The organism is Streptomyces sp. NPDC002181, assembly GCF_042890485.1.
In the GTDB taxonomy this organism is placed as follows: Bacteria; Actinomycetota; Actinomycetes; order Streptomycetales; family Streptomycetaceae; genus Streptomyces.
The window spans coordinates 142,402-159,298 of sequence record NZ_JBIASC010000011.1 but is presented as its reverse complement, the minus strand read 5'-3'; the positions used below and the strand labels follow the sequence as shown (position 1 = coordinate 159,298).

Sequence of the window (16,897 nt, the reverse complement as noted above, 5' to 3'; positions counted from 1 at the left end):
GTGACCTCTACCCATGAGTACGGAGCTGCTCTAGTCTCCCGATTGTGCCAGTGATTGCTGGCAGTGTTGCGCTGTGGGGCTGCGGAAGGCGGCGGGCATGAGCGGTGGCAAGGGTGAGCGCGAGCACGTACGAGTGGCGGTGATCGGTTCCGGATTCGGGGGACTGGGCGCGGCCGTGCGGCTGCGGCGCGAGGGGATCACGGACTTCGTCATCCTCGAACGGGCCGATTCCGTGGGCGGGACCTGGCGGGACAACAGCTATCCCGGGTGCGCGTGCGACGTCCCCTCCCATCTCTATTCCTTCTCCTTCGCGCCCAATCCCGACTGGCCGCGCACCTTCTCGGGGCAGCCGGCCATCCGCGCGTACCTGGAGCACGTCGCCGACACCTTCGGACTGCGCCCGCACGTACGCCTCGACTCCGAGGTGCGCATGATGCGCTGGGACGCCGACCGGCTGAGGTGGGAGATCGAGACCGCGTCCGGCGAACTCACCGCCGACGTCGTGGTCTCCGCCACCGGGCCGCTGTCCGACCCGAAGATGCCGGAGATCCCCGGGCTCGCCGAGTTCCCCGGCAAGGTCTTCCACTCCGCGCGCTGGGACCACGACTACGACCTGCGCGGCAAGCGGGTCGCCATGATCGGCACCGGAGCCTCGGCCATCCAGATCGTGCCGGCCATCGCCCCCGACGTACGGCGGCTCACGCTGTTCCAGCGGACCCCGCCGTGGGTGATGCCGCGCACCGACCGGGCGATCAGCGGCGCGGAGCGCTGGCTGCACCGCCAGCTGCCGTTCACCCGGGCGGCCCGCCGGGGGCTGCTGTGGGGGATCCGGGAGCTCCAGGTCAGCGCCTTCACCAAGCGGCCCAACCAGCTCGGGCTCATCGAGTCGCTGGCCAAGGCCAACATGGCGCGCTCGATCAAGGATCCGGAGCTGCTGGCCAAGCTGACGCCCTCGTACCGGATCGGCTGCAAGCGGATCCTGCTCTCCAGCGAGTACTACCCGGCGCTGGCCCGGCCCAACGTGGACCTGGTCGCCTCCGGTCTCCAGGAGATCCGGGGCAACACGCTGGTCGCCGCCGACGGCACGGAGACCGAGGTCGACGCGATCATCTTCGGCACCGGGTTCCACGTCACGGACATGCCGATCGCCGACCGGGTGGTGGGCGCGGAGGGCAGGACCCTCGCCGACCACTGGAAGGACGGGATGCAGTCGCTGCGCGGGGCGACGGCGGCCGGCTTCCCGAACTGGATGACGATCATCGGGCCGAACACCGGGCTCGGCAACAGCTCGATGATCCTGATGATCGAATCGCAGCTGAACTACATGGCGGACTACCTGCGCCAGCTGCACGTGCTCGGCGGGCGGGTCGCGCTCGCGGCCCGGCCCTCGGCCGTGAACCAGTGGAACCGCCGGGTCCAGACCCGCATGGAGCGGACCGTGTGGAACACCGGCGGCTGCACCAGCTGGTACCTGGACGCGCAGGGACGCAATACGACGGTCTGGCCGGGCACGACCGGAGAGTTCCGCAAGGAGACGCGGAGCGTGGACCTCTCGGAGTACGAGGTCATCCGGCTCCGGGAGGACCGGCCCGAGCGCGTTCCCGCCGGTGCCGGGAACGCGGAGGGAGCAGCGTGAGCCGGACCGGGTACGTCACCTCCGGGCGCTACGCCCCGCCCGCCGCCCGGCGGGAGCTCGTCGCGGTCTCCGCCGACGGGGCCCGCCTGCACGTGGAGGAACACGGGGACGAGGGAGCGCCGGCCGTGGTGCTGGCCCACGGCTGGACCTGCTCCACCGCCTTCTGGGCCGCGCAGATCCGCGAGCTCGCCCGGGACCACCGGGTCATCGCGTACGACCAGCGCGGGCACGGGCGCTCCCCCGCCGCCTCCCGCTACGCCACCGAGGCCCTCGCCGACGACCTCGTCGCCGTCCTCGGGGCCACCCTGGGCCCCGGGGAGAAGGCGGTCGTCGCCGGGCACTCCATGGGCGGCATGACGATCATGGCCGCCGCCGGCCGGACGGAGTTCGCCGAGCACACCGCCGCCGCGCTGCTGTGCAGCACCGGCAGCGCCCGGCTGGTCGCGGAGTCGCTGGTCGTGCCCCTGCGCCCCGGGCGCGTACGCACTCGTATCACCGGCGCGGTCCTCGGGGCGCGCGCCCCTCTCGGGCCCGTCACGCCGGTCGCCAGACGGGTGCTGAAGTACGCCACCATGGGCCCCGGGTCCGCGCCCGACAAGGTCGAGGCCTGCGCCCGTATCGTCCACGCCTGCCCCACCGGGGTCCGCCACGCCTGGTCCGAGGTGCTCGCCGGGCTGGACCTGGAGGCGAACCTCGCGGCGCTCACCGTGCCCACCGCCGTCATCGGCGGCAAGAACGACCGGCTCACCCCGATCGTGCACGCCCGGGGGCTGGCCGCCGCGCTGCCCCACTGCGTGGGGCTGACCGAACTGACCGGCATGGGGCACATGACCCCGATCGAGGCGCCCGAGGCGGTCACCGGCGCCATACGCGAGCTGACCGTCCACCTGGCGAACGTGACCGACGAACCGAAGGAGAAGACGCCGTGAGCGCGAACAGGAGTCTGGAAGGCCAGGTCGCCGTCGTCACCGGCGCGGCCCGCGGGGTCGGCGAGCTCCTCGCCCGCAAGCTGTCCGCGCGCGGCGCGAGGGTGGCGCTGGTCGGCCTGGAGCCGGAGGCCCTCAAGGAGGTCTCCGAGCGGCTGCACACCGACAGCGACCACTGGCACGCCGACGTCACCGACCACGAGGCGATGGCCCGCGTCGCGCAGGAGGTCAAGCAGCGCTTCGGCAAGGTCGACCTCGTCGTCGCCAACGCGGGCGTCGCCGCCGGCGGTCCCTTCGCCGACTCCGACCCCGAGGCCTGGCGCCGGGTGATCGAGGTCAACCTGATCGGCGGGGCCGTCACCGCCCGCGCCTTCCTCCCCGTACTCACCGAGAGCCGCGGCTACTTCCTCCAGATCGCCTCGCTCGCCGCGATCACGCCCGCGCCGATGATGAGCGCGTACTGCGCCTCCAAGTCCGGGGTCGAGGCCTTCGCGCACTGCCTGCGCGCCGAAGTCGGCCACAAGGGCGTCAAGGTGGGCGTCGGCTACCTCTCCTGGACCGACACCGACATGGTGCGCGGGGCCGACCAGGACGAGGTCATGCGGGAGCTGCGCGCGCGGCTGCCCTGGCCGTCGAACCGGACGTACCCGCTGGGCCCGGCCGTGGACCGGATCGTGGCCGGCATCGAGCGGCGCTCGCCGCACGTGTACGCGCAGTGGTGGCTGCGCGGGATGCAGGGCGTGCGCGGCTACCTGCCCGGGATCATCGCGACCGTCGGGCAGCGGGAGATGAAGCGCTTCGAGCCCCGTCTGACGAGCGTCTCCAGGGGGCTGGTGGGGGCCGGAGGCGCCGCCGACGAGAAGGAACGGACCCTGGGCACCGAGCGTCATTGATCGAAATGCGAGCTTTGTCCGCTCGTGCAAATCTGGTCGCAGCCCGGTCCCCTACACCCCACCAGGAGTGAACAGCATGGGCATCAAGGACCAGTTCCAGGACAAGGCGCAAGAGCTTGAGGACAAGGCCAAGGCGGCCCGCCAGGGCGCGAAGGACGAGGCGTCCCAGCGCGGTGCGCACGCCTCCGACCCGGCCAAGAAGAAGAAGGAAAAGGTCCACGACGAGCTCGACGACAACTGGGACTTCTGACGCCCGGAGTTCGTGACGGAAGGGGCGCGGCCCGTGCACTGCACAGGCCGCGCCCTTTCCCCGTGTCCCGTACCCCGGGGGCCTCCCGTGCCGCCGGGGCCTACGGCCTCGGCGGCAGCTTCGGACGCTTCAGGTCGGGGACGTCCGCGTACCCGGGCGGCACCGCGGCCGGCTCCTGCTCCAGCAGCTCCAGCGCCAGGAACACGGCGTCGTCCAGCTGCGCGTGCCGCCCCTCCGCCCAGTCGAGCGGGGTCCGCAGGATCGCCAGGTCCGGCTCCACGCCGTGGTTCTCCACCGACCAGCCGTACTCCGGGAACCAGGCGGCGTTCATCGGCACCGTGATCACCGTGCCGTCGCCCAGCGTGTGCCGGCCGGTCATGCCGACCACCCCGCCCCAGGTGCGCTGGCCGACCACCGGCCCGAGCCCGAGCAGCTTGAAGGCCGCCGTGATCATGTCCCCGTCCGAGGAGGTCGCCTCGTCGGCCAGCGCCACGATCGGACCGCGGGGCGCGTTGGAGGCGTAACTCACCGGCTGGGCGTTGCGCGTCAGGTCCCAGCCGAGGATCGAGCGGGTCAGCTTCTCCACCACCAGCTCGCTGATGTGCCCGCCCGCGTTGCCGCGCACGTCCACGATCAGCGCCGGCCGGGACATCTCCATCCGCAGGTCCCGGTTGAACTGCGCCCAGCCCGAACCGCCCATGTCGGGGATGTGCAGGTAGCCGCACTTGCCGCCGCTGAGCTCGCGGACCACCGCGCGCCGCTTGGACACCCAGTCCTGGTAGCGCAGCGGCCGCTCGTCGATCAGCGGCACGATCGCGACCCGCCGGGCCCGGCCCTCGCCTTCGGCGGGTACGAAGGTCAGCTCCACCGTGGTGCCGCCGGCCGCCGCGAGCAGGGGGTAGGGCCCGGCCACCGGGTCCACCGGCCGCCCGTCGATGTGGGTGAGCACGGCCCCCTCCCGGATGCCGGTGCCGGCGAGCGGGGAGCGGGCCTTGGAGTCCGAGGACTCGCCGGGCAGGATCCGGGCGAGCGTCCAGCCCTCCTCGCGGGGCACGAAGTTGGCGCCGAGCAGCCCGATCGGCCGGTGGTAGTGCGGCGGGCCCTCGTTGCGGCGCGCGGGGGCGACGTACGCGTGCGAGGTGCCGAGCTCGCCCAGCACCTCGCGCAGCAGGTCCGCGAACTCGTCGGGCGAGGCGACCCGTTCGACCAGGGGGCGGTACTGGCGCAGCACCCCGTCCCAGTCGATGTTGCACATGTCCGGCTCCCAGAAGTACGCGCGGATCAGCCGCCCGGCCTCCTCGAAGGCCTGGCGCCACTCGGCGGCGGGGTCCACCTCGTGCAGGATGCGCCGCAGGTCCAGGTAGACGGTGGAATCGCCGTCGCCGGACTCGGTGGACGGGACCGCGCGCAGGTCGCCGTCGTCGTTGACGACCAGCCGGGTGCCGTCGCCGCTGACCGCGAACCAGTCCAGCCCGGAGGCCAGTTCGCTCTTGCGCGCCTTGGTGATCTCGAAGTGCTCCAGGGTGGGCTTGCCGCTGGTGTCGGTCGGGTTGGCGAAGGTCTCGCCGAGCGCGCCCGAGATCGGCCAGCGCAGCCACACCAGCCCGCCGCCGCTGACCGGGTGGAGGGCCGAGTACTTGGACGCCGTCACCGGGAACGGGGTGACGCGGCTCTCCAGCCCCTCCACCTCCACCATGACCGCGCCCTCGCCCTCGGTGGACTCGCCCTCGCCCGGGTCGAGTCCGCCCGCCGCCGGGCGCCCGTCGGGGGTGAACGCGAACGGCGAGGGGGTCGCCGAGGACAGCGGCACCAGGTACGGACGGCAGCCCAGCGGGAAGGACAGGTCGCCGGTGTGCACGTCGTAGACCGGGTCGAAGCCGCGCCACGAGAGGAAGGCCAGGTAGCGGCCGTCGCGGGTGAAGACCGGACTCTCGTCCTCGAAGCGGCCGTTGGTGACGTCGACGATGGAGCGCGGGCCGGGGCCGGAGATCCGGGCCATCTTGATCTGGCGCAGGGAGCGCCCGATGCCCGGGTGCGACCAGGCCAGCCAGGCCCCGTCGGGGGAGAACGCCAGGTCGGTGACGGGCCCGTTGATGGACCGGATCAGCTCGGTGACTCCCCCGGAGGTACCCCCGCCCCTTTCGGACCCTTCGGACCCCTCGGTCTCCGGGGCGCCGGCCTCGTCGTCGACCACGTCGTCGGCCACGTCGATCAGGAGCAGCCGCCCGTCGTTGGAGGCGATCGCGAGCCGCTCCCCGTCCGGATCGGAGAGCAGCTCCAGTACGCGGCCCAGCTCGCCCGAGGCCAGCCGGCGCGGCTCCCGGTCCCCGGAGGCGCGGGGCAGGTAGGCGATCTCGATCGCGTCCTCGCCCTCGGCGTCCGTCACGTACGCGACCTGCCCGCCGCTGCCGAGCATCTCGGGCAGCCGCACCCGTACGCCCGGGGTGTCGGCGATGGTCCGGGCCGGCCCGTCGCGGTGGGTGAGCCAGTACAGGCTGCCGCGGATGACGACGGCGCTGGCCCGGCCGGTGGCGTCGACGGAGAGCGAGTCGACGTGGCTGGCGGCCGGGATCTGGTACGTACGGCGGCCCGCGCGGGGACCGCCGAGGCGGACGTCGAGCCGGCGCGGGGCGGCTTCGGGGGCGAGCGAGTCCACGAGCCAGAGGTCCCCGCCGCACTGGTAGACGACGCGGGAGCCGTCGCTGGAGGCGTGCCGGGCGTAGAACTCCTCGTGGTCGGTGTGCCGGCGCAGGTCGGTGCCGTCGGGCAGGCAGGAGTACAGGTTGCCGATGCCCTCGTGGTCGGAGAGGAAGGCGATCCGGCCGCCGACGAACATCGGGGCGTCGAGGTGGCCCTCGACGTGCTCCATCAGCCGCTCGCCGTGCAGCCACAGCCGGCCGGTGGCGCCGCCGCGGTAGCGCTTCCAGGCGGCGGGCTCGTGCGGGGGCTTGCCGGTCAGGAGCAGGGTGCGCCGCTCTCCTCCCGCTTCTTCGTGGACGGCGATGTCCGAGACCGGTCCCCACGGCAGCTTGCCGCCGGGTGAGCCGTCGGTCGGCACGCTGTAGGCCCAGGCGTAGTAGGAGAAGGGCTGCCCGTGCGAGGAGACGGCGAGGATGTCGCTGTGGCCGTCCTTGTCGGGCGGGGTCCAGCCGCAGACACGGGTGTCGGTGGCCCCCCAGTGGGTGAGCTGGCGGGCCGGGCCGCCGGCCACCGGGGCGAGGTGGATCTCGGGGTCGAGGCTGCGCCAGTTCGTGAAGGCGATGTGCCGGCCGTCGGGGGAGAAGCGGGGGTGGCCGACCCTGGTCCGGTCGACCGTGATCCGCCAGGCCCGGCCGGGGCTCTCGCCCTCGGGGACCAGCGGGGCGACCCAGAGGTCGTCCTCGGTCGCGAAGCACAGCAGATCGTCGTGGAGGTGCGGGAAGCGGAGGTACGCGCCGTCGTGACTCACCCCACAATGCTTTCCGCGCCAAGGGGGGCTGGCAACTCGTACAGGTGATCCATCCCCGCCGTAGGTGACACATGCCACTCCCCAAGCGAAACGGAACGGTTTCGTTTCGCTCGCTGCGGGGGTATCGTCATTGGTGTACGAAACAGTTTCGTTCGGATGGGAGGTGCCGGAGATGCCCGAAGAAGTCTCGTCGCGGCGCAGCCGGATCACCCCCGAGCGGGAAGCCGAGCTCCACGAGGCGGTCCTCGACCTCCTCCGCGAGGTCGGCTACGAGGCGCTGACCATGGATGCGGTCGCCGCCCGCACCAAGTCCAGCAAGGCCACCCTCTACCGCCAGTGGGGGAGCAAGCCGGAGCTGGTCGCCAGAGCCCTGCGGTGCACCCAGCCGGCCTCCCTCCGGGAGATCGACACGGGCACGCTGCGCGGCGACTTCCACCGCATGGTCGAGCTCTCCGACAACGCGCAGATGGCGAAGGACACCGCACTGCTGCGGGGCCTCGCCCATGCCGTCCACACGAGCCCCGAACTGCACCAGGCGCTGCGCAGGCTGCTCATGGAGCCGGAGATCTCCGGACTCGACGAGATCCTGCGGCGCGGCGTGGAACGGGGTGAGATCGCCCCGGACTGTCCCGCGATCCGTTTCGTACCGCACATGCTGATCGGCGCCTTCATCGCCTTGCCGCTGATGGAGGACCGATCCGTGGACCAGGCGTTCCTCGCCGACTTCATGGACTCCGTGGTGTTCCCCGCCCTCGGCGTCTGATCGTCCGATCCCTCCTGCTGCTCCTGACACGCCGCTCTCGTCGTCGGGCCGGCTCTCCACGCCCTGATCCGTCCCGGATCCACCACGACCTGAACGGGAGAACCGCCTCCGTGGCTACCTTCCTCTACCGACTCGGCAGGGGCGCCTTCCGGCGCCGAGGCCTCGTCGCCCTGCTGTGGGTGGCGCTGCTGTTCGCCGCCGGCTTCGGCGCGGCGACGGCGTCCGCACCCACCTCCGGATCGTTCTCGATACCCGGCACGGAGGCCCAGAAGGCCTTCGACGTGCTGGACAAGAAGTTCCCGGGCATGGCCGCCGACGGCGCGACCGCCCGGATCGTCGTCAAGGCGCCCGCGGGCTCCTCGGTCAGCGACGAGAAGAACAAGACCCAGGTCGAGAAGATCGTCACCGACCTGAAGGACGGCCCGGGCAAGGCCCAGGTCGCCTCGGTCACCGACCCGTACCAGGCGCGGGCGGTGAGCCAGGACGGCTCCACCGCGTACGTGAGCGTCAAGTACACCGTCAGCGGCATGGAGCTGAAGGACGAGGCGCGCGACGCGCTCAAGGACTCCGGAAACGCCGCCAAGGCCGCCGGGCTCACCGTCGAGATCGGCGGCGACGCCCTGATGACGGCCCCCGAGACGGGCTCCGGCGAGATCATCGGCATCCTGATCGCGGCGATCGTCCTCGTCATCACCTTCGGTTCGCTGGTCGCGGCCGGGCTGCCGCTGCTGACGGCGATCATCGGCGTGGGCATCGGCGTCTCCTCCATCACCGCGCTCGCCAACGTGCTGGACCTCGGCTCCACCACCTCCACCCTCGCGATGATGATCGGCCTCGCGGTCGGCATCGACTACGCGCTCTTCATCGTCTCCCGCTACCGCGTGGAGCTCGCCGAGGGCAGGGAGCGGGACGAGGCCGCGGGCCGGGCCGCCGGAACCGCCGGCTCCGCCGTCGTCTTCGCCGGTCTCACCGTGGTCATCGCCCTCGTGGGCCTGGCCGTCGTCAACATCCCGATGCTGACGAAGATGGGCTTCGCGGCCGCGGGCACCGTGGTCATCGCCGTCCTCGTCGCCCTGACACTGGTCCCGGCCATCCTGGGCTTCGCGGGCAAGAAGGTCCTGCCGGCGGGCAAGAAGAGCAAGCTGTTCGGCAAGGGCAAGCCGGCCGGCGCCGAGCCCAAGGCCAACGGCGGCACCCGCTGGGCCCGTTTCGTCCTGCGCCGCCCGATCATGGTCCTGCTGGTCGGCGTGATCGGCCTCGGCGCCATCGCGATCCCGGCGAGCAAGCTGGAGATGGGCCTGCCGGACGACGGCGCCCAGCCGGTCTCCACCACCCAGCGCAAGGCGTACGACCTGCTGTCCGAGGGCTTCGGCCCGGGCTTCAACGGCCCGCTGATGGTGGTCGTCGACGGTGACAAGAAGCTCGCCGACGCGACGGAGGCCCGGATCAAGGGGCTGGAGGGCGTGGCCGCGGTCATGCCGCCGACCCCGAACGAGGCGGGCGACGCCTCGGTGATCACCGTCATCCCGAAGGACCGCCCGTCCTCGGTGGAGACCGAGAACCTGGTCCACACGATCCGCGACGGCAGCGGCGACGACGTCCTCGTCACCGGCGCGACCGCGATGAACATCGACTTCTCGCAGAAGATGAACGACGCGCTGCTGCCCTACCTGGCGCTCGTGGTCGGCCTCGCCTTCCTGCTGCTGATGCTGGTCTTCCGCTCCATCCTGGTCCCGCTCAAGGCGGCGCTCGGCTTCCTGCTCTCCGTGGTCGCCGCCCTCGGCGCGGTCGTCGCGGTCTTCCAGTGGGGCTGGCTCGGCTCGCTCTTCGGGGTGGAGCAGACCGGCCCGATCATGTCGATGATGCCGATCTTCATGGTGGGCGTCGTCTTCGGTCTGGCCATGGACTACGAGGTCTTCCTCGTGACCCGCATGCGGGAGGCGTACGTCCACGGCGAGCGCCCGGGCCAGGCCATCGTGACCGGCTTCCAGTACAGCGCGCGGGTGGTCGTGGCGGCCGCCGTGATCATGATCGCGGTGTTCTCGGGCTTCATCGGGGCCAGCGAGCAGATGATCAAGATGATCGGCTTCGGTCTCGCCATCGCCGTCCTCTTCGACGCCTTCGTCGTCCGCATGGCGATCGTCCCGGCGGTGCTCGCGCTGCTCGGCCACAAGGCCTGGTGGCTGCCGCGCTGGCTGGACCGGCTGCTGCCGAACGTGGACGTGGAGGGCGAGAGCCTGCGCAAGCACCTCGAAGGCTCCACCGATTCCCCGGAGGGTCCGGACAAGGACCGCGAGCTGGTCAACGCCTGACCCGTCAGGCAGTCCATGCAGGACCGGCCCCGCACCTGATCCCAGGTGCGGGGCCGGTCCCGTTTCGCGTGCGCGTCCGTTTTCCGTCCGGGGCCGTTACGCCTGCCGGGTGACGGCGGCGTTCGTACGGCGCAGGAAGCGGCGCAGCGCGGCGATGTCGAACTGGATCACCGCGACGCCTTCGGGGGAGTGGAATTCGACGACCGCCTGGACGCGGCCGCAGGGCCAGACGCGTACGTCGCCGGTGCCGGTCGGCGCCTGGAGGCCCGCTTCGAGGAGCGCCCGCGGGAAGACCCACTCGTTCTCGGTGCCCTCGGGGGAGAGCCCGGCGGGGAAGACGATCCGTACGGCCAGCGGCTCCGCGGGGGCGAAGCGCAGGGCGACCGGGATCTTCCGGAAGAGCGGGTCGTCGCTGATCACGCGGGCCGTGACGCGGTCCTCGACGGCGGTGGCGACGACGGTGGCGACGGCGGTGGCGGCTGCGGCCGCGGGGGGATTCTCGGCGGTGGCTGACACGACAAGACTCCTCAAATCGGAACACATGAGTCCGTATTGCCCCCAGCCTCGCACATTCCCACGAATCCGCGCGGAGGTATTTGTGGTGTGGACGCTCTTGCCAACGGTTTGCAATTGGGCACTATTCTTAAGCGGTTAAAGATTTGTCAGCTCAAAGACCGCAGGAAGCGGAGCAGCCCCATGCATGTGCCCGACGGCTTCATCGACGCCCCCGTCTCCATCGCCGCAGGTGTCGCCGCCGCGGGCGCGGTGGCCGTGAGCCTCCGAGGCGCGCGCCGAGAGCTCGAAGAGCGGGCGGCTCCGCTCGCCGGGCTCGTCGCCGCGTTCATCTTCGCCGTCCAGATGCTGAACTTCCCGGTCGCCGCAGGCACCAGCGGGCACCTGCTGGGCGGGGCTCTCGCCGCGATCCTCGTCGGCCCCTATACGGGTGTGCTCTGCGTGTCCGTGGTGCTGCTCATGCAGGGGGTCCTGTTCGCCGACGGCGGCCTGACCGCCCTCGGGGTCAACGTCATGAACATGGCCGTCGTGACCGTGGTGGTCGCCTACGCCGTCTTCCGCGGGCTGCTGAAGCTCCTGCCCGACACCCGCCGCTCGGTCACCGTCGCCGCCTTCGCCGGAGCGCTGCTCTCGGTGCCCGGCGCGGCCGTCATGTTCACCCTCCTGTACGCCGTCGGCGGGACCACCGACGTCCCCCTCGGCAAGGTGTTCACCGCCATGGTCGGCGTGCACGTGCTGATCGGCGTCGGCGAGGCCGTCATCACCGCCGCGACCGTGGGCGCCGTACTGGCCGTGCGGCCGGACCTGGTGCACGGGGCGCGCGGGCTGGCCGCGCCGCTGAAGCTGCGCGTCGGCGGCGAGCTGGTCGACGCCCCGGCGGCGGCCCCGGCCGCCGTTCCCGCCGCCGCGCGGTCCGCGAAGCCGGTGTGGATCACCGGTCTGGTCACCGCCCTCGTCCTCGCCGGGGTCGTCTCCTTCTACGCCTCCACCAGCCCCGACGGCCTGGAGAAGGTCGCCGCCGACAAGGGCATCGACCAGAACGTGAAGGAGCACGCCAGCGCCGGCTCCCCGCTCGCCGACTACAGCGTCAAGGACGTCGGCGACGCCCGTCTCTCCGGCGGCCTCGCCGGTGTCATCGGCGTCGGCGCGACCGTGGCCGTCGGCACCGGGATCTTCTGGACCGTACGCCGCCGGCGCGCCGAGGACCTGACGGCCGCCTCCGCCTCCTCCGCGACCTCGGCGGTCTGAGATGGGCGCGGGCCACGCCCACAAGCTCTACCGGCACGGGCACTCACCGGTCCACGGCCTGCCGCCGCACTGCAAGCTGGCCGCCGCCTTCGCCTTCGTCGTGGTCGTCGTCTCCACACCGCGCGAGGCGGTGTGGGCCTTCGCGCTGTACGCCGTCCTCATCGCGGCCGTCGCGGCCGCGGCCCGGATCCCGGCCGGCTTCCTGCTGCGGCGGCTGCTGATCGAGGTCCCGTTCGTGGCCTTCGCCGTGCTCATGCCGTTCGTGGCACAGGGCGAGCGGGTGGAGGTCCTCGGCATGTCGCTCAGCGTCTCCGGCCTGTGGGGCGCCTGGAACGTCCTGGCCAAGGGCACGCTCGGGGTCGCCGCGTCCGTCCTGCTCGCCTCGACCACCGAGCTGCGGGCGCTGCTGCTCGGGCTCCAGCGCCTCAAGCTGCCGCCGCTCCTGGTGCAGATCGCCTCTTTCATGATCCGGTACGGCGACGTGATCACCGACGAGCTGCGGCGGATGTCGATTGCCCGGCGCTCGCGCGGGTTCGAAGCCGGCGGGATCCGGCACTGGGGGGTGCTGGCCAAGACCGCCGGAGCCCTGTTCATCCGCTCGTACGAACGCGGCGAGCGGGTCCACCTCGCGATGGTCAGCCGCGGCTACGCCGGCTCGATGCCGGTGATCGACGAAGTCGTGGCCACGCGCGCCCAGTGGGCGTACGCGGCCGTACTCCCGGCGGCGGCGCTCGCCGTCTGTCTGATGGGATGGACCCTGTGACCCCCTCTCCGGCTTCTCCCGCTCCCGCCTCCCTTGAGGTCTCCGGCCTCGCGTACGCCTACCCGGACGGGCACCAGGCCCTCTTCGGCGTGGACCTGACCGTCGGACAGGGCGAGCGGGTGGCCCTGCTCGGCCCGAACGGCGCCGGGAAGACCACGCTGGTGCTGCACCTCAACGGCATCCTCGGCGGCGGGGTCGGCACCGTGACCGTGGCCGGGCTGCCGGTCGAGAAGCGGAACTTCGCCGAGATCCGGCGCCGGGTCGGCATCGTCTTCCAGGACCCCGACGACCAGCTGTTCATGCCGACCGTGCGCGAGGACGTGGCCTTCGGCCCGGCGGCCGCCGGCATGCGGGGCGCGGAGCTGGAGACCCGGGTCCGCGAGGCGCTGGAGCAGGTCGGCATGGCGGGCTTCGCGGACCGGCCGCCGCACCACCTGTCGTTCGGCCAGCGCCGCCGGGTCGCGGTGGCGACCGTACTGGCCATGCGGCCGGAGATCCTGGTCCTGGACGAGCCCTCGTCGAACCTGGACCCGGCGTCGCGGCGCGAACTCGCCGACATCCTGCGCTCGCTGGACGTGACGGTGCTGATGGTGACCCACGACCTGCCGTACGCGCTGGAACTCTGCCCGCGGTCGGTGATCCTGAGCGAGGGGGTCATCGCGGCGGACGGGCGCACGCAGGACCTGCTGTGCGACGAGGAGCTGATGCGGGCGCACCGGCTGGAGCTGCCGTTCGGGTTCGACCCGCGTTCGGTGTCGGTGGGCTGACCCCCGGCGGCCCCCGGCGGCCCCCGGCGGCTCGGCCCGGCATAAGTCCGACCAGGTGATTGTTGGACCCCTCGTGGACATCCAGGGTGAGGTGGCGGCGGGCTTCGAGGCCGTCCGGGACGCTTTCGTGCGCAACTTCGAGGTGCTCGGGGACCGGGGCGCGGCGGTGGCCGTGTACCGGGACGGCCGCAAGGTCGTGGACCTGTGGGCGGGCTCAAGGGACGTCGACGGCGGCGTGGGCGCCGAGGGCGGCGTGGGCGGCTTGGGCGGTGAGCCCTGGGCGGCCGGTACGGCGCAGGTGGTGCGCTCGGCCACCAAGGGCGTCGCCGCCGTCGTACCGCTGCTGCTCCACCAGCGCGGGCTGCTGGACCTGGACGCGCCGGTGGGGGAGTACTGGCCGGAGTTCAAGGCGGGCGGCAAGGAACGGGCGCTGGTGCGGGACCTGCTCGCGCACCGGGCCGGGGTGCCGGCCCTGGACGTTCCGCTGACGCCGGGCGAGGCGGTGGACGGGGTCTCCGGAGCGCGCGCGGTCGCCGGGCAGCGGGCCTTCTGGGAGCCGGGCTCCGCGCACGGCTACCACGCGCAGACGTACAGCTGGCTGCTGTCGGAGCTGGTGTTGCAGGTGACCGGGGCCTCGCTGGGCCAGTGGCTGGCGCAGGAGGTCACCGGGCCGCGGGGGCTGGAGTTCTGGATCGGCCTGCCGGCGGGGGAGACGGGGCGGGTGGGCCGGGTGGGGCCCGTGGAGCCGCCCTCGGGAATGGCGGGCGGCCTCAGGACACGTCCGCGGAGGAACGTCTCGGAGGCCTGGGCCGACCCGTCCTCGCTGACCCGGCGGGCGTTCGCGGCGATCACCCCGCTGCCGGACGAGAACGCCCCGGAGTTCCGCGCGGCCGAACTCCCGGCGTCGGCCGGCATCGGCACGGCGCGGGGCCTGGCGGGCGTGTACGCGGCGCTGCTGGGCGACACGGAGGACGGAGCGGGGCTGTTCACCGCGCGGACGCGCCGGCTGGCGGGTACGGAGCTCTCGTCGGGGCCGGACGGGGTGCTGGTGGTCAACACGCGGTTCGGGCCGGGGTACATGCTGCACAGCCCGGCGTCGCCGCTGCTGTCGGCGGGGTCGTTCGGACATCCGGGGCGGGGCGGGTCGCTGGGCTTCGCGGACCCGGAGACGGGGGTGGCGTTCGGGTACGTGACGAACGCCCACGCCAAGTCGGTCACGGCCGATCCCCGGGCGCAGGCGCTGCTGCGGGCCGTTCGCGGCGCGCTCTGACCTTCCCGGAGGCCCCCCGGCTCCCCGGCCCCCCGGCCCCCCGGCTCCCGCCCCCGGCGCGTCGAACGCCGGGGGAGAGGGCCGCGATCCGGACGGGGTCCGGCGCTACGAGGCGTTCAGGACCGCGGCCACCAGCGGGCCCGCCGCGTCTCCGCCGTGGCCGCCGGCCTCGACCATCGCCGCCGCGGCCACGTCGCCGCTGTAGGCCGTGAACCAGCTGTCCGGGCTGCCCGCGCCGTCGACCTCCGCCGAGCCGGTCTTGGCGCCCTTGTCGGAGCCGCCCACCGAGCTCATCGCCTGGGCCGCGGTGCCGCTGGTCGCCGTCAGCCTCATCATCCGGACCAGCTGCTGCTGGACCGAGGGCTTCATCTGCCGCGCCGCCTGTGCGATCGGCCGCCCGTCGAGCTCCGGCGAGACGAGCAGCGGCTGGTGGAAGACCCCGCTGCGCGCGGTCGCCGTGAACGAGGCCACGTTCAGCGGGTTCATGGTGATCCGGCCCTGCCCGATGTACTCGGCGGCGGCCTCCGCGCCCTTCGCCTCCGGCACCTGGCCGTCCGTCGACCGGATGCCCGTCTTCCAGTTGTCCAGCCCGAGGCCGAAGACCTCCCGGGCCTCCTTCGCCAGCGCCGAATCGTCGTTGACGTCGTCGATCTGCTTGATGAAGGCGGTGTTGCAGGACTTGGCGAAGCTGGTCGCGAAGTTCGCGCCCGGCAGTTCGAAGTTGTTCAGGTTGTGGAAGGTGCGGCCGCCCCAGGCGGCGTCCTTGGTGCACTCCGCCGGCTTGTCGGCCGCCGCCTTGCCCCGGTCGATCAGCATCGCCGCCGTCACGACCTTCATCGTCGAACCGGGCGCCCGCCGCCCCTCCATCGCCGCGTTGAAGCCGTCCTTGCGGTTGTTGGCGACCGCGAGGACGTGCCCGTTGCCCGACTGGAGGGCGACCACCGAGGACTCGGGGTACTTGGCCACGGCCTTCTCGGCCGCCGCCTGCACCTTGGCGTCCAGGTACGTCTTCAGCGTGCTCGGCTCCCCCTCCACCAGCGTCAGCAGCGTCCGCTTCGGCGCGTCCTGGGCGGCGGGCTCGATCCACAGCTCGGCCCCGGTCTTGCCGCCCGTCTTGCCGCCGTACGTCTGGCGCAGCTGGTCGAGGACCGGCCGCAGCGAGGGGTACTTCTCGGCGCTGAGCTCCTCGCCGCTGCGGTCGACGGCCTTGACCGGCGGGGCCGAGGGCGCGCCCGCGCGCAGCTTCTCGTCCTTCTGCAGCTGCGGGTGGATCACCGAGGGCTGCCAGTCGACGAGCGGCTTTCCGCTGGTCAGCCCGCGTACGACGGTCAGCTTGGACTCGTACGCGAGGGGCTTGCTGGTGCCCTCGTACGTGACCTCCGCGGCGACGCCGAACGGGATGGTCGTGCCCGTCTGCGTCCCCGGAGTGATCACCGCCTTCGATACGTACGCCTTGGCCCGGTAGTCGGCCACCGCGCTCTGCGCGGCCTCCACGTTGTTCGTCAGCTCCGCCGCCGCCCGCGCGTCCCCGGCCGCCCAGGCGGCGAGGAAGGCCTTCGCGGTCTGCGCGGCCTCCTTGTCGGTGACGGGCCCGCTGCCCTTCCCCGCCGTCACGGCGGTGTCCGCGTTCTTGCCGTCTTCGTCGCCGCCGCCGTCCCCGACCAGCGCGTACACCCCGTACCCGGCCCCGCCCACCATCGCGAGGAACACCCCGCCGACGATGGCCCCCTTCGCCGCCCCGTTCACGTACGTCCTCCCCAGATCCCCGCGTTCTCTGAACGTGTTCAAAGAACCTCTGGTGCGGACCTTACTCTGCGCAAACGTTGCGCATACGGCTTGTTACCAGACCGGAACAACGCGGCCGGTCAGTTGACCGCCACCTTGGTTCCGTCGGGGAGCACGCACGAGGTTCCGGCGTAGGGCTGGCTCACGACCGTTCCGCCCTGGTCCGTGCACTCCGCTGACGTGATGGTCGGGGCCGCCGCCTGTGCGGACGCGGCGCCGAGGGCGCTCGCGCCGGCCAGGGCCGCCGTGGCGAGGGCGAGGCCGAGCAGTCGTCGTATGCGCATGACCCTTCACCTCCTCCTCCCAGCATGGGCGCGGCCCGC

General features: G+C 72.4%; 14 protein-coding genes. 10 read left to right on the top strand and 4 right to left on the bottom strand.

From position 1 onward, the window contains the following. Positions 1-97: 97 nt before the first annotated feature. The 4 genes from ACFYXV_RS25215 (at position 98) to ACFYXV_RS25200 (ending at position 3,705) form a co-directional block, all read left to right on the top strand. Positions 98-1,636, top strand: a complete 1,539-nt coding sequence (locus tag ACFYXV_RS25215) for a flavin-containing monooxygenase (RefSeq protein WP_385472096.1) — start codon at positions 98-100, stop codon at positions 1,634-1,636. Beyond that, a complete protein-coding gene (locus ACFYXV_RS25210; RefSeq protein ID WP_389384096.1) occupies positions 1,633-2,565 on the top strand; it encodes an alpha/beta fold hydrolase in 933 nt (310 codons plus the stop codon). The genes ACFYXV_RS25215 and ACFYXV_RS25210 overlap by 4 nt, the downstream gene beginning before the upstream one ends. Further along, positions 2,562-3,455 carry an SDR family oxidoreductase gene (locus tag ACFYXV_RS25205; protein WP_383338019.1) on the top strand — a complete coding sequence of 298 codons (894 nt, stop codon included), beginning with the start codon at positions 2,562-2,564 and terminating at the stop codon, positions 3,453-3,455. Before ACFYXV_RS25210 ends, ACFYXV_RS25205 begins: the two co-directional genes overlap by 4 nt. 76 nt (positions 3,456-3,531) lie before the next feature. Beyond that, positions 3,532-3,705 (top strand): hypothetical protein, encoded by a 174-nt coding sequence (locus ACFYXV_RS25200; RefSeq protein ID WP_385472090.1) that lies wholly within the window; start codon positions 3,532-3,534, stop codon positions 3,703-3,705. A 100-nt stretch (positions 3,706-3,805) separates the two neighbouring features. On the opposite strand, the gene ACFYXV_RS25195 is transcribed toward ACFYXV_RS25200, so the two are convergent. Beyond that, on the bottom strand, positions 3,806-7,153 hold the full coding sequence (locus ACFYXV_RS25195) for a S41 family peptidase (RefSeq protein WP_389384095.1): 3,348 nt from the start codon (positions 7,151-7,153) through the stop codon (positions 3,806-3,808). 172 nt (positions 7,154-7,325) lie between these two features. Between ACFYXV_RS25195 and ACFYXV_RS25190 the strand changes: the two genes are divergently transcribed. Both ACFYXV_RS25190 and ACFYXV_RS25185 read left to right on the top strand, forming a co-directional pair. Next, positions 7,326-7,916, top strand: a complete 591-nt coding sequence (locus ACFYXV_RS25190) for a TetR/AcrR family transcriptional regulator (RefSeq protein WP_385475764.1) — start codon at positions 7,326-7,328, stop codon at positions 7,914-7,916. Positions 7,917-8,026: 110 nt separating this feature from the next. After that, on the top strand, positions 8,027-10,228 hold the full coding sequence (locus ACFYXV_RS25185) for an MMPL family transporter (protein ID WP_385475766.1): 2,202 nt from the start codon (positions 8,027-8,029) through the stop codon (positions 10,226-10,228). Between the two features lie 96 nt (positions 10,229-10,324). Here the strand turns inward: ACFYXV_RS25185 and ACFYXV_RS25180 are convergent, their stop codons facing one another. Beyond that, positions 10,325-10,744 carry an SsgA family sporulation/cell division regulator gene (locus tag ACFYXV_RS25180; RefSeq protein WP_385475768.1) on the bottom strand — a complete coding sequence of 140 codons (420 nt, stop codon included), beginning with the start codon at positions 10,742-10,744 and terminating at the stop codon, positions 10,325-10,327. A 180-nt stretch (positions 10,745-10,924) separates the two neighbouring features. On the opposite strand from ACFYXV_RS25180, the gene ACFYXV_RS25175 reads away from it, so the two are divergent. From ACFYXV_RS25175 to ACFYXV_RS25160, 4 genes are all read left to right on the top strand, one after another. Continuing rightward, on the top strand, positions 10,925-11,989 hold the full coding sequence (locus tag ACFYXV_RS25175) for an energy-coupling factor ABC transporter permease (RefSeq protein WP_389384094.1): 1,065 nt from the start codon (positions 10,925-10,927) through the stop codon (positions 11,987-11,989). Position 11,990: 1 nt separating this feature from the next. After that, positions 11,991-12,752: a cobalt ECF transporter T component CbiQ gene (cbiQ, locus tag ACFYXV_RS25170; protein WP_385475772.1), complete on the top strand. Its 762-nt coding sequence runs from the start codon at positions 11,991-11,993 to the stop codon at positions 12,750-12,752. Further along, on the top strand, positions 12,740-13,519 hold the full coding sequence (locus ACFYXV_RS25165; RefSeq protein WP_389384093.1) for an energy-coupling factor ABC transporter ATP-binding protein: 780 nt from the start codon (positions 12,740-12,742) through the stop codon (positions 13,517-13,519). The genes cbiQ and ACFYXV_RS25165 overlap by 13 nt, the downstream gene beginning before the upstream one ends. Before the next feature lie 73 nt (positions 13,520-13,592). Then, complete coding sequence (locus ACFYXV_RS25160) at positions 13,593-14,789, top strand: serine hydrolase domain-containing protein (protein ID WP_389384092.1); 1,197 nt, start codon at positions 13,593-13,595, stop codon at positions 14,787-14,789. A 105-nt stretch (positions 14,790-14,894) separates the two neighbouring features. Here the strand turns inward: ACFYXV_RS25160 and ACFYXV_RS25155 are convergent, their stop codons facing one another. Together ACFYXV_RS25155 and ACFYXV_RS25150 are read right to left on the bottom strand one after the other, a co-directional pair. Next, a complete protein-coding gene (locus tag ACFYXV_RS25155; RefSeq protein WP_389384091.1) occupies positions 14,895-16,535 on the bottom strand; it encodes a penicillin-binding transpeptidase domain-containing protein in 1,641 nt (546 codons plus the stop codon). 119 nt (positions 16,536-16,654) lie between these two features. Next, positions 16,655-16,858, bottom strand: a complete 204-nt coding sequence (locus tag ACFYXV_RS25150; protein WP_385475780.1) for a hypothetical protein — start codon at positions 16,856-16,858, stop codon at positions 16,655-16,657. Between the last annotated feature and the right edge of the window lie 39 nt (positions 16,859-16,897).